This window comes from Candidatus Ruthia endofausta, assembly GCF_013342985.1.
In the GTDB taxonomy this organism is placed as follows: Bacteria; Pseudomonadota; Gammaproteobacteria; order PS1; family Pseudothioglobaceae; genus Ruthia; species Ruthia endofausta.
In genome coordinates this window covers 780,368-792,273 of record NZ_CP054490.1, presented here as the reverse complement: position 1 = coordinate 792,273, position 11,906 = coordinate 780,368, and the positions used below count along the sequence as shown (strand labels likewise).

Sequence of the window (11,906 nt, the reverse complement as noted above, 5' to 3'; positions counted from 1 at the left end):
AGCTAATTACGCTAACAAAACAGATAGATTATAATAAACAACTTATGGTTATTGACTTACACAATCACTCGTATTATTCAGATGGGGTTTTATCACCTACTGAAGTGGTGCGCTTGGCTAAAAAACAAAAATGTGATGTATTTGCACTAACAGATCATGATACGATTGACGGACTTGCTGAGGCTAGTCTTGAGGCGAATAAATTAAATTTACAATTTGTATTTGGTACTGAAATATCAGCCATATGGAACAACATGACAATCCACGTTCTTGGGCTAAAAATCAATCCAAATAACAAAATATTACAGGTTGGACTTAAAAAGCACCAGCAGCTTCGAGAAATTCGCAGCGAAAAAATAGCGTGTAGCTTGGGTGGGGCTGGCATTATTGGCGCCATGGAAAAAACCAAAGCGCTTGCTAAAACAAATATGATTACTTGCACACATTTTGCCCAAATGCTGATCCAAGAAGGCATTTGTAAGGACATGAAATCAGTATTCAGACGTTTTTTAGTAGGCAAAAAGCCAGGTGGTGTGGGTGTTAAGTGGGCGCAATTTGATGAGGTGATTGGATGGATACGTGGCGCAGGTGGTGTGGCGGTGCTAGCACATCCTTTCCGTTATAGAATGACACATACTAAAATTAAACGCATGATGAATGATTTGGCTATTAATGGTTGTGATGGGATTGAAGTGGTAACAGCTACAAGTAGCGCTGATGAAATCATACTTGCTAGTCAATGGGCGAATGAACTAGGCTTGTTAGCATCAACTGGTTCTGATTATCATGGCTGGCTAAATCAAAGAGTGCGAATGGGTTGTTTGCAAGATTTACCCAATTTTGAGCAAGCAGTATGGAGAAATTGGACATGGCAAAATTATTAGAAATTCATTCAAAAAACCCGCAACCACGCTTGGTTGAAGAGGTGATTGATGAGTTACATCGTGGTACAGTGATTGCCTATCCAACAGATTCTGGCTATGCGTTAGGAACAACACTGGGTAATAAGAATGGATTAGAGCGTATTAGGCGCATTCGCAATCTTTCAAAACAACATCACTTTACCTTGATGATGCGTGATTTAGCGCATATCGGTGAATATGCCAAGCTAGATAATACTTCTTTTAGATTGCTCAAGAAAATCCTACCTGGTGCATACACATTTATCTTACAAGGTGCACGTGACGTACCTAATCGCTTGTTACATGCTAAGAAAAAAACCATTGGTCTTAGAGTATCTAATCATGGCGTGGTGCAGGCTTTATTAGATACATTAAATGAGCCAATGATGAGTGTGTCATTAATTATCAAAAATTGCGAATTTTTTGATATTGATGATGTGCGCGGTGCATTAGAAAAGCATGTAGATGTGATTATTGATGGGGGCTATTGTCCACCAGAGCCAACTACTGTGATTGATTTATCTTCAGGTGGTGCTGATATTATTCGCCAAGGTGCAGGAGACACTTCCCTCATTGTATAGGCTTTTACGGCGTATAATGCGCACTTTTTTATCAAGCACTTTTGGCAAAATGAAAACCGCGCAAATTAGACAAAAATTCTTAGATTATTTTGAGTCCAAAGATCATACGATTGAACCTAGTGCATCACTTATCCCTCACAATGACAAGACTTTATTGTTTGTTAATTCTGGCATGGTACCATTTAAGGATGTCTTTAGTGGTGCAGGAAAACGCCCATACAAACGTGCTGTATCTGTTCAGCGTTGCGTGCGTGCTGGTGGTAAGCACAATGACCTTGAAAATGTTGGTTACACAGCGCACCACCATACTTTTTTTGAAATGCTGGGTAATTTTAGTTTTGGCGATTACTTTAAGCGTGAAGCCATTCATTATGCTTGGGAATTTCTTACAAAAGAGTTAAACCTGCCCAAAGAAAAGCTTTGGGTGAGTGTGTTTGAAGAGGATGATGAGGCAGAAAATATTTGGATAAATGAAATCGGCTTTCCTAAAAATCGCATTTCTCGTTGTGGTGCTAAAGATAATTTTTGGCAAATGGGTGATACAGGTCCATGCGGCCCATCAAGTGAGATTTTTTACGACCATGGTGAGCATATTGCTGGTGGCCCGCCAGGGCACGCTGATGAAGATGGCGATCGATATATTGAAATTTGGAACTTGGTATTTACACAATTTGACAAACAAGAAGACGGTTATTTAAAACCATTGGTCGCACCTTGTGTAGATACGGGTATGGGTTTGGAGCGTTTAACAGCTGTGTTACAACACAAGAATAATAATTACGATACAGATGGCTTTCAAAGCCTGATCAAAGCTGTTGTGGATTTAATACCTAAATCCAATAATATTAAAAATGACAATGCCTCGGTGCGTGTGATTGCTGATCATATCCGTTCTGCTGCTTTTATGATCCTTGATAGTGTTATTCCTTCAAATGAAGGTAGGGGTTATGTGCTTCGTCGTATTATTCGTCGCGGTATTCGTCATGGACATAAGATGGGTATTGATAAAGTATTTTTCTACCGTTTAGCGCCAGTACTGGCAGTGGAATTTAAAGGCACTTACCCAGAATTAAAACAAGCTTTGCCCAAAGTTGAAAAGATACTAAAGCACGAAGAACAACGCTTTGTACAAACGCTAGACCAAGGTATGAGCCTCTTAGAAGAGGCAATTATCAGTCTTAAAGGTAGTGAAATTGATGGCAAAACAGTCTTTAAACTTTACGACACTTATGGTTTTCCAGTGGACTTAACAGCAGACATTGCTCGTGAGCGTAATTTAACCATTGACATGTTAGGTTTTGAGATTGAAATGACCAAACAAAGAGACCGTGCCCGACAAACAGGTGATTTTAAAATATCGAAAAAAGGGGTTGATATTAGTGAGGCAACTGAGTTTCTAGGTTATGAACAGTTAGAGAATGTTTCTTCAATTCAGGCATTTGTTAAAGATGGAAAACTGGTTGAAAAAATTGAAGCAGGTGGGCATGGTGTTGTCGTTTTAACTCAGTCAAGTTTTTATGCTGAGTCAGGCGGCCAAATTGGCGATAGTGGCGTGTTATCTAATGCGAAAGTTGAGTTTAGAGTGGGTCATACGAATAAGCAAAAATCAGGTGCATTTGAGCATCACGGCGTTCTAAATAAGGGTGTTTTAAAAGTGGGTGATGCGGTACAAGCCAATGTTGATAAAAAATCTCGCAAATGCATTACTAGGAACCACTCAGCAACGCATTTATTACACGCCGCACTTCGCATTGTACTGGGTGAGACAGTAACGCAAAAAGGCTCTTTGGTTGATAGTGAAAAACTGCGTTTTGACTTCTCGCATGATGAGGTGATTACTAAGTCAGATTTAGAAAAAATTGAAAGCATGGTTAATCGTAAAATTTTAGGAAATACAAAAGTACACACCGATATTACCAATATTGAAAATGCAAAAAAGAAAGGTGCAATGGCACTATTTGGTGAAAAATACGGCAATATTGTGCGTGTTTTAACCATGGGTAAAGATGATTTTTCAGTAGAATTGTGCGGTGGCACCCACGTGCGCCAACTTGGTGATATCGGACTTTTTAGAATTACCTCAGAAGGCGGTGTTTCTGCTGGTGTACGTCGTATTGAAGCGTTAACAGGCTATGATGCATATCAATTTGATAATCAAACACAAAATAGCTTGAATGAAATTGCACAAATAACCAAGTCAAGCAACGTACAAGTGGTAGAAAAAGTCACACAATTGATTAAACAGCAAAAAGAATTAGAAAAACAAATTGCCATTTTCCAAAAACAATTAGCCAGCAACCAAGGCGATGATTTGGTTGGGCAGGTTCAAGAGGTAAAGGGTATTAAATTATTATCAACTGTCGTAGAAGGGGCGAGTGGCAAAGATTTGCGTGATATTGCTGATAAACTCAAAGACAAGTTAGGCTCGGTTGTTATCGTATTAGCAGTAGTAAATAATGATAAAGTATCCTTAGTTGTAGGCGTAACAAAAGATTTAACTAAGCAGTATCAAGCTGGAAAAATTCTTAACCATGTTGCAGAGCAAATTGGTGGAAAAGGTGGTGGTCGCCCAGATATGGCACAAGGCGGTGGCACTCAGCCTGAGCATTTAACCAAAGCGCTTGCCTCAGTTAAATCATTAATTTAAGTTAGAGATTAAACACAACCTGTTGGTTGAGGCATACCACCGTATTTGGTAATAGGTTTCATCGGACCAGTTAGCCATTCTTTAAATAGGATTTTTTTATCAATGCCGACAACTTTGGCAAAAGTTCTAATGGGCGGCACTGATGAATTTTCTTCAAAATATTCTTTAGCCATAAGAATTTGATTAACCATACTTTCAGTTAATTCAATGTCATCTTCTTTGGCCATTTCATGCATAATGTCTTGCGTCCAAATTGTTGGATCAACTAAGTAGCCATTGCCTGTTCTTTCTAGTCCCATTTTATTACCTTGTTATTTTGTTAAATAATGAATATTATACTTAATACCTTAATTTTTTACTTGGTTTTTATAAAAATATTCATCAAGGCTGTAAAGAGGTTGTGTGACGAGGCATTAGCATATTCTGTAGGGTATAATTTATCCGCTATGGACTGGATGCAATTCACTATTAAAACAAACAAAGACCAAGCAGATTTCATCTCTGAGGTGCTGATGGGCTTGGATGCTTTGTCTATTATTTTTAGCGACTCATTTGATGATGCTATTTTTGAACCACCTGTGAGTAAAACCTCTTATATGGCAAGATACGATGGTCAACGCTTTGTTTAATGTAGATGTGGAGCAAACGCATGTACAGATGATGCTAAAGCAAATCTGTAATATTAGGCAAACCTCTTTTGAATTGTTAAAAAATCGCATCTGGGAAGATGAATACAAAAAAAGATTTTCACAAAATACAATTTGGAAAAAATATTTGGATTTGTCCTTCTTGGGAAGATGCGTCCATTTTGCCAAAAGAGGGTGTTATTATTGACATGGACTCTGGCTTGGCATTTGGCACGCACAAAACGACAGATTTATGCTTGCAATATTTTGGATCAAAACCCACCAAAAGATTTAACTGTGATTGATTATAGTACGGGTACTGGTGTTTTGGCAATTGCTGCAGCAAAGTTAGGTGCAAAAGAAATCATCGCCATTGATAATGACCCACGAACAGTGCTTGCTACTACGAACAAGATTCAAACCAACTATGTTGACTCTAAAATAATTGTATTACACAGTGACGAAGAAGGTGAGTTAAATCAAGTTGATTTATTGATTGCCAATATCTTGGCTAATTCCTTAGTTGGTTTATGTGAACATTTTTTCCAAGCAAATTAAATCAGGTGGAAAAATTGTACTATCTGGTATTTTGCAAGACCAAGTAGAAATGATTTTAGACAAGTATGGTTATTATTTTTCAACACTAAATGTTAAACAAAAGGGTGACTAGTGTCTGTCGTGTAGATGACATTAGAAAACAAGCATGACAAACAAACAAATTAAAGCTGTATCGTTAATCTCAGGTGGGCTAGACTCGCTATTAAGTACTAAACTAATGCTGGATCAAGGCATTCATGTAGAAGGCATTAATTTTTTTACTGGCTTTTGTGTGGAGGGACATACGCATGCTATTCGTAAGCAAAAAAAAGACAAACCAAAACGTAACAATGCTTTATGGGTAGTAGAGCAGTTGGGTATTAAATTACATATTATTGATGTGATTGAAGAATATCGTGATGTCCTTTTAAACCCTAAGCATGGTTATGGCAAAAACATGAATCCATGTCTAGATTGCAAGGGCTTTATGGTCAAAAAAGCCAAAGAGTGGATGATTGAGCATGAATTTGACTTTATTATTACAGGTGAAGTTATGGGTCAACGTCCCATGTCACAGCGCCGCGAGACCATGCCCATTGTCCAAGCAGAATCAAATGCAAATGATTTACTCCTAAGACCCTTATGCGCAAAACATTTACCAGCCACCAAAGCAGAACTTGAAGGCTGGGTGGACAGAGAAAAATTACTGGATTTTTCAGGGCGTACACGTAAGCCACAAATGGCTTTAGCAAAAGAATATGGCTTTGATGATTACGCCACCCCAGCAGGCGGTTGTTGTTTTCTAACCGATAAACAATACTCAGATAAACTGGTCGATATGTGGCAATCGCGTGGCAATCGTGATTATCAACTGGATGATTTAATGATGCTCAAAGTTGGCAGACACATTCGCCCAAATCCACGTTTTAAAATGATTGTTGCCCGTGAAGAAGGCGAAGTTAAATTCCTAGAAGGCTATCGTAATCAATATGCCAATTTGTATCCGACCAGTTGTAATGGTCCTTTGGCATTAATTGATGGCGGGCCAAATCAAGAAGACTTGCAAATTGCCGCTAAAATATTAGCACGCTATTCCCAAGGTAGAGAAGAAAAGTTAGTTAATGTGGAAGTTAAACTCAATGTTGGCGTGGCACAACAATTAAGCGTTAAGCCGTTTTCTGCTGATGAAATCCAAAAAGAGTGGATGGTTTAATAAAAAGTATAATGAAAACAATTACTCTAAAAACCCAAGACGATTTTTATGATCGAGTCAATAAAATGGCATTAGAGGCACACCTATCCAAAAGTGCACTGATTCGTCAAGCAATTACAGATTATCATAAAAGTCTTGAAAGAAAAAAATTATTAAACAAATGCAAGATTCCTCTTTTGAAACTAGAGATTTAGACATTGAGTTGAGTCGTGATTTTGATAGCACGTTAATGGATGGATTGGAAGAAGAACCGGCTGAGTTAGTGATGAGGTGATTGAGAAAGCAATACTGGAAATCAAGAAAAATGAATAAGATTTTTGCAAGAGGCGAGATTTATCTAGCTAATCTCAATCCTAGTAAAGGTGCTGGAATTGGCAAAATTCGTCCAGTCTTAGTGATTTAATCTAACGAATTAAACAATATCAAGCATCCAACTGTTAATGTTTTCCCATCAACAATACATCTAAAAAATGATACTTTTGCGTTTTAGGGTTAAACAACAAGATTAATTAGAATATGATTCAGATGTCATTTGTGATTATATTCGTGCAATTGATACCAATAAATTCACCTCAAATATGCTAACTAGGCTTAGTAAAAATGAAATGCAAGAAATTGAGAAAAAACTTGAGTGAATACTGGGTTTTCACGATGACCCTTGACAAGGTTTGCCCTTGTTAGGATTAGTTGGTAATATCGCTTAACAACTCAAGTAAATAATTTTTTTGTTTGGGTGTGGTTTTATCTAACAGTTGCTTGATATTGATCCGGTTTTATTTTTGACAACATTGGGCTTAGTCGCCTCATTTCCTAGTGCCAATCATTCAAACGATATATTCAATACATGGGCAAGTTTCACCAAATGTGCGGTGGATGGGTTGGAAATACCACGTTCTCATTGTCCATAAATCGACCTAGATAAATGCATTTTTCTTGAAAGCTTTGATTTTGATAATTTCAAAGATCCCCTTGCTATTCCAATTCTTTCACCAATTGTCTTACTTTGTAATTTTTTACTATCCATTCTTTAACAAGAGACATTATGCAACTATTTAAAAACTTGGCTTTATTTGGCTTATCAATGTTTGCCGTGCACACTACAAATGCAGTTGAACAAACCAATTTTCTAAGCAATATAGAGCTTTACGTCCTCAATACCGTATGCTGTTAAAAACACCATACGGTATTGGTGTTAAATTCAACTCCGAGGATTTAAAACTAAAATTAGAACTTAATAAGAATTTTATTAAAACGGGTATGGTTACAAAGTTCAACCCATTTAAAACGGGACTTAATTTATCCAATCAAAAACTTATTTCTGGTGATAATGCTTACGCAAGGATTAATCAATACTCTGTGGCTTTGAACGTGATAATAACATTAACACTTTAGGCATTAAACACAAACATTGGTTTGCAAATTATCAGCGTAATACCCCTCAAGACAGTAATAAAATTGAACTAGGTTTTGACAACACCTTTGATCTTAGTACTTACTCATCACAGCAAATCCTGCCGCATCTATCAGAACCCCGCTGTTTTGAAGACATTGTGCTTACTCATAAATATAAGTATTCAAAGCAGGAAAGGTGTAACTAGGGTAACGCCACTTTTTCAATCGAGTATATCAATGGCAGAGCAAAGTGTTGATGATAATGGTGGGGCGATTTCTTCGGATTTAACACTACCTATTGTGAGAATATACAAGCAGGTGCTGTTTATGAAATTGTTGCTAATCCAACTGGTGGATTTTTAACCATTAATATAAATACAGGATTACTCACTTGGAATGGTAATATTATTACTCTTACTATTACCGTAAAAGTAATCAATCCTGACAGTGGATTTGTAACCACTACTTTCAATTTAGCTGTTAATGATAATTTGTGATAGTGTTATTTTTTTTAGTAGTTCAAGTTTATTGTCATTAGGGTTCACACAATGTTTTTCCCTAGCCTTTTAGTGAATGCGTGTTTTTTAAAAAGAGAGTGTTGTGAAAAAGTTAATAACAATGAGTGGCGTTTTGATAGTTGGGGTTGTATTGAATAGTTGCCAAATTGAGGCTAACATTCGTAGCAATGAATCAAAAGCCAACTTTACTTTTAGTGGTTTAACAGTATTAAAGAATAAGCAAAAAGACTTAAAGCGTACTGTTTACCAATAACGAAAAGAATTATAAAAATATTTTGGCTAAGATAATAAAAAATTAAAGATTAGCAGCGACGATGTATGTTGTTTATGCTGCATTTGGCTTTGTATCGGGAGTATCTTTTGAGTACAAAACTAAAGTTTTTGAAACTCTTTATGTCGAATATTTATATGACGGAAAAACTTCATTGCTTGCACCTATGGAATATCACCAATGATTACATAGAATAAGTGCAGTGAAAAATATTCAACTATGGAAAATAAAGTAACTGTTATTTTAGAAAATATTGCAGCAGTTGCAAAACAAACCTAAAAATATTAATTTTGACTTGCTTAAGAAATTACTACTTCAAAATGGGTATGAATGTATTAATTCTAGCGACAGTCATTTTGTATTTCGTAAAGATAATGCACCAAGTATCACTATTCCGTTCAAACGCCCAATTAAAGTTATTTATGTGAAAAAAGTATTGGCAATATTGGAGAATGAAAAATGATTAAAGATAAAGACTATTACTTAGTAATCGATTATGACATTATTATCACAAATTTAGATGAGCAAAACGGTGGAGGCAATTACAGATGTGAAAAGTGCTTTTAAATGCTATCTTGATGTTGCACTCAAAAATAAAGATATTATTCCAGAACCTGAAGATTTAAATAAAACTAGAAAAATCAATATTTCGATGACCAAGGATAGGATTAACAACTTGAACATTTATGCCAAAAGGTTAGAAACTACTCGTAGCGGATTGTTGTCAAGCTCGACTGATAAGCTATTAAATGGTGATATTGATATGAATCAAAAGCACATTTAAGTTGGACTTAGGCGCAATTTACGGTATTTACCCACCACCCACTGCTTTAATAATCTCACAAATATCACCTTCGTTTAGGGTAAATTCAGCATGTTTGGATTTAGGAATAATGGCTTTGTTGACTTCTAGCGCAATGCGTTGATTTTCATAACTCAGTTGAACAATCAAATCATGTGCGTTTAAATTATCAGCCAATTTTAGCAATTCACCATTTAGGGTGAGTGTCATGTGTCCATTTTGCCAATGGCACAAGAAACAAAGGATTTTGCTTTGGCTTTGACAGAATTAAAGCCATGAACTGAATCGATTTCAGGATAGCCAAGATTTAGTAGAACTTTAACAACTTCGGCTTTTTTAGCATCGTCTACGTCAAGATTCATAATGCCTTGTTCAATATTGATATCAATATTTTCGACATCAAAAGTTGTTGTTAATTTTTTAGTAATGGTGGCTGCACAACCACCACATTTGATATTGTCAACGGTTATCTTCATAACACCTCTTGTTTGGTTTTTAAAACCATCATTATATCACTTTGAGTTTGTGCATTTGGACGTCAGAGTAGTGCGATGATATGGTAAAATCCTCGAAGTTTTTCATTTGGGAGTATTATGGTGTCACAAGTTGCCTTATTAACATTAGAAGATGGGAAGATTTTTTATGGAAAATCTATTGGCGTTAATGGTGAAACTTTAGGCGAAGTAGTGTTTAATACCTCAATGACGGGTTATCAAGAAATTTTAACCGACCCGTCGTATGCACAACAAATCGTTGCACTGACTTATCCACATATTGGCAATACGGGCACCAACCCAGTTGACGAAGAATCAGACAAAGTTTATGCAGCAGGTTTAGTTATCCGTGATCTGCCTTTGATGGCAAGTAATTGGCGTTCAGATAGGCCTCTAGGTGAGTATTTAAAATTAAATCATATTGTTGCTATTAGTGATATTGATACCCGCGCATTAACACGCCACCTGCGAACACAGGGCACACTTAAAGGGTGTATTATTGCAGGTGATGACATTGACCAAGAGGCAGCTATTGCCAAGACTCAATCATTTGCTGGTCTTAAAAATATGGATTTAGCAAAAGTGGTCTCAACTGTTCAGTCGTATGAATTTAATCAAGGCTCTTATTCGTTAGAAGAGAGTAAATTTAACAAATTAGATGCTAAATTTAAAGTTGTGGTTTATGATTATGGTGTTAAGAAAAATATTTTAAGGATGTTAGTAGACAGAGGTTGTGATTTAACTGTTGTTAATGCACAAACACCAGTAGAAACAATATTAGCGATGAACCCTGACGGTGTATTTTTATCCAATGGGCCGGGCGATCCTGAACCGTGCGATTATGCTATTGAAAACATTCAAACCTTGTTAGAAAAAGATATGCCGTTGTTTGGTATTTGCTTAGGTCATCAATTGTTATCTTTGGCAGTTGGCGCAACAACGCAAAAGATGAAATTTGGCCATCATGGTGCTAACCATCCTGTGCAAAATTTACACACCAAACAAGTGGTAATTACTTCTCAAAATCATGGATTTTCAGTGTCAGAGGAAAATATGCCTAACGATTTAGAAGTGACACATCGCTCGTTGTTTGACAATTCTATCCAAGGCATTAGTGTTGTTAATAAAAAAGCATTTGGCTTTCAAGGGCACCCTGAAGCCTCGCCAGGGCCGCACGATGTGAGTGGTTTATTTGATATATTTATTCAGGAGATGAACGAATGAAAAATTTATTAATGAGTTTTGTGTTATTGGCATTTGGTACAATTACTATGGCTGAAGATGTTGATTCATTTGAGGTATTAAATAGAGCAGTTTTTGAGTTTAATCAAACCTTAGATGAAATTTTTTTTGAGCCTGTAGCTAAGGTTTATAAAGAATCTGTACCTAAAACGGCGCAAAATCGAGTTAGTGATTTTTCTTCTAATTTAGATGATATTTCCACACTAGGTAATGAAATTTTACAGTTTAAATTATTTGACAGTGTGAGCACGTTTGGCAGAATTTTAGTGAATAGCACCATAGGATTGGTTGGATTGTTTGATGTTGCCGGTGATATTGGGCTAGAAAAAACTGATGAAGATTTTGGTCAAACGATGGCAGTGTGGGGTGTGCCAAGCGGTCCTTACGTGGTTTTGCCAGTTTTAGGTTTATCAACCATGCGTGATTTAACGGGTACTTATGTTGATATTACTGAAAATGTTGATGTAACCAAGGTGTTAAATATCACTGAAGAAACGGCTTTATTACTCGTCAGAGCCGTTGATACTAGAGTTAAACTATTACCAGCAACGGATTTACTTAAAAATTCAGACGATGTTTATATTGCAGCACGCTCTTCTTATCTACAAAAGAGACAATTTGATATCTTTGATGGTAATCCGCCTATTGAAGATGATGACTTCTGACCTAATTTAAAGCACA

General features: G+C 36.5%; 20 protein-coding genes. 17 read left to right on the top strand and 3 right to left on the bottom strand.

Features of this window, described 5'->3' with window-relative positions:
• Window positions 1-44 precede the first annotated feature (44 nt).
• The 3 genes from HUE58_RS04500 to alaS are packed head-to-tail and all read left to right on the top strand — an operon-like array spanning window position 45 to window position 4,130.
• A complete protein-coding gene (locus HUE58_RS04500; protein ID WP_174605828.1) occupies window positions 45-884 on the top strand; it encodes a PHP domain-containing protein in 840 nt (279 codons plus the stop codon).
• Window positions 869-1,483 (top strand): L-threonylcarbamoyladenylate synthase, encoded by a 615-nt coding sequence (locus tag HUE58_RS04495; protein WP_174605827.1) that lies wholly within the window; start codon window positions 869-871, stop codon window positions 1,481-1,483. Before HUE58_RS04500 ends, HUE58_RS04495 begins: the two co-directional genes overlap by 16 nt.
• A gap of 49 nt (window positions 1,484-1,532) precedes the next feature.
• A complete protein-coding gene (gene alaS, locus HUE58_RS04490) occupies window positions 1,533-4,130 on the top strand; it encodes an alanine--tRNA ligase (RefSeq protein ID WP_174605826.1) in 2,598 nt (865 codons plus the stop codon).
• 8 nt (window positions 4,131-4,138) lie between these two features.
• Here the strand turns inward: alaS and HUE58_RS04485 are convergent, their stop codons facing one another.
• Window positions 4,139-4,429, bottom strand: coding sequence for a TusE/DsrC/DsvC family sulfur relay protein (locus HUE58_RS04485; protein ID WP_174605825.1), 291 nt, complete (start codon window positions 4,427-4,429; stop codon window positions 4,139-4,141).
• A 27-nt stretch (window positions 4,430-4,456) separates the two neighbouring features.
• Here HUE58_RS04485 and HUE58_RS04480 point away from each other — a divergent pair, with 27 nt between their 5' ends.
• The 12 genes from HUE58_RS04480 (at window position 4,457) to HUE58_RS04430 (ending at window position 9,471) form a co-directional block, all read left to right on the top strand.
• Window positions 4,457-4,759, top strand: a complete 303-nt coding sequence (locus HUE58_RS04480) for a hypothetical protein (protein WP_174605824.1) — start codon at window positions 4,457-4,459, stop codon at window positions 4,757-4,759.
• Window positions 4,760-4,857: 98 nt separating this feature from the next.
• Complete coding sequence (locus HUE58_RS04475; protein WP_174605823.1) at window positions 4,858-5,061, top strand: 50S ribosomal protein L11 methyltransferase; 204 nt, start codon at window positions 4,858-4,860, stop codon at window positions 5,059-5,061.
• Complete coding sequence (locus HUE58_RS04470; protein WP_174605822.1) at window positions 5,054-5,314, top strand: 50S ribosomal protein L11 methyltransferase; 261 nt, start codon at window positions 5,054-5,056, stop codon at window positions 5,312-5,314. Before HUE58_RS04475 ends, HUE58_RS04470 begins: the two co-directional genes overlap by 8 nt.
• Window positions 5,289-5,426 carry a 50S ribosomal protein L11 methyltransferase gene (locus tag HUE58_RS04465; RefSeq protein ID WP_174605821.1) on the top strand — a complete coding sequence of 46 codons (138 nt, stop codon included), beginning with the start codon at window positions 5,289-5,291 and terminating at the stop codon, window positions 5,424-5,426. Before HUE58_RS04470 ends, HUE58_RS04465 begins: the two co-directional genes overlap by 26 nt.
• A gap of 33 nt (window positions 5,427-5,459) precedes the next feature.
• Complete coding sequence (locus HUE58_RS04460) at window positions 5,460-6,506, top strand: tRNA (5-methylaminomethyl-2-thiouridylate)-methyltransferase (protein WP_174605820.1); 1,047 nt, start codon at window positions 5,460-5,462, stop codon at window positions 6,504-6,506.
• 11 nt (window positions 6,507-6,517) lie between these two features.
• A complete protein-coding gene (locus HUE58_RS04455; protein WP_174605819.1) occupies window positions 6,518-6,700 on the top strand; it encodes a ribbon-helix-helix domain-containing protein in 183 nt (60 codons plus the stop codon).
• A 110-nt stretch (window positions 6,701-6,810) separates the two neighbouring features.
• Window positions 6,811-6,909, top strand: coding sequence for a type II toxin-antitoxin system PemK/MazF family toxin (locus tag HUE58_RS04450; RefSeq protein ID WP_174605818.1), 99 nt, complete (start codon window positions 6,811-6,813; stop codon window positions 6,907-6,909).
• Window positions 6,910-7,667: 758 nt separating this feature from the next.
• Window positions 7,668-7,898 (top strand): hypothetical protein, encoded by a 231-nt coding sequence (locus HUE58_RS04445; protein WP_174605817.1) that lies wholly within the window; start codon window positions 7,668-7,670, stop codon window positions 7,896-7,898.
• 237 nt (window positions 7,899-8,135) lie between these two features.
• The gene (locus tag HUE58_RS07155) at window positions 8,136-8,261 is read left to right on the top strand and encodes a hypothetical protein (RefSeq protein ID WP_277997995.1); all 126 of its coding nucleotides are present in this window, start codon (window positions 8,136-8,138) and stop codon (window positions 8,259-8,261) included.
• A gap of 237 nt (window positions 8,262-8,498) precedes the next feature.
• Entirely contained in the window at window positions 8,499-8,669 is a 171-nt protein-coding gene (locus HUE58_RS04440; RefSeq protein ID WP_174605816.1) for a hypothetical protein, read from the top strand.
• Window positions 8,670-8,940: 271 nt separating this feature from the next.
• Entirely contained in the window at window positions 8,941-9,150 is a 210-nt protein-coding gene (locus tag HUE58_RS04435; protein ID WP_246260747.1) for a type II toxin-antitoxin system HicA family toxin, read from the top strand.
• A gap of 57 nt (window positions 9,151-9,207) precedes the next feature.
• Window positions 9,208-9,471, top strand: coding sequence for a hypothetical protein (locus tag HUE58_RS04430; protein WP_174605815.1), 264 nt, complete (start codon window positions 9,208-9,210; stop codon window positions 9,469-9,471).
• 27 nt (window positions 9,472-9,498) lie between these two features.
• On the opposite strand, the gene thiS is transcribed toward HUE58_RS04430, so the two are convergent.
• Together thiS and HUE58_RS04420 are read right to left on the bottom strand one after the other, a co-directional pair.
• Entirely contained in the window at window positions 9,499-9,699 is a 201-nt protein-coding gene (gene thiS / locus HUE58_RS04425; RefSeq protein ID WP_174605814.1) for a sulfur carrier protein ThiS, read from the bottom strand.
• Window positions 9,696-9,965, bottom strand: a complete 270-nt coding sequence (locus HUE58_RS04420) for a heavy-metal-associated domain-containing protein (RefSeq protein WP_174605813.1) — start codon at window positions 9,963-9,965, stop codon at window positions 9,696-9,698. The genes thiS and HUE58_RS04420 overlap by 4 nt, the downstream gene beginning before the upstream one ends.
• Before the next feature lie 120 nt (window positions 9,966-10,085).
• Here HUE58_RS04420 and carA point away from each other — a divergent pair, with 120 nt between their 5' ends.
• Window positions 10,086-11,207, top strand: coding sequence for a glutamine-hydrolyzing carbamoyl-phosphate synthase small subunit (carA, locus tag HUE58_RS04415; RefSeq protein ID WP_174606235.1), 1,122 nt, complete (start codon window positions 10,086-10,088; stop codon window positions 11,205-11,207).
• Complete coding sequence (locus HUE58_RS04410) at window positions 11,204-11,890, top strand: MlaA family lipoprotein (protein WP_174605812.1); 687 nt, start codon at window positions 11,204-11,206, stop codon at window positions 11,888-11,890. Before carA ends, HUE58_RS04410 begins: the two co-directional genes overlap by 4 nt.
• Window positions 11,891-11,906 lie beyond the last annotated feature (16 nt).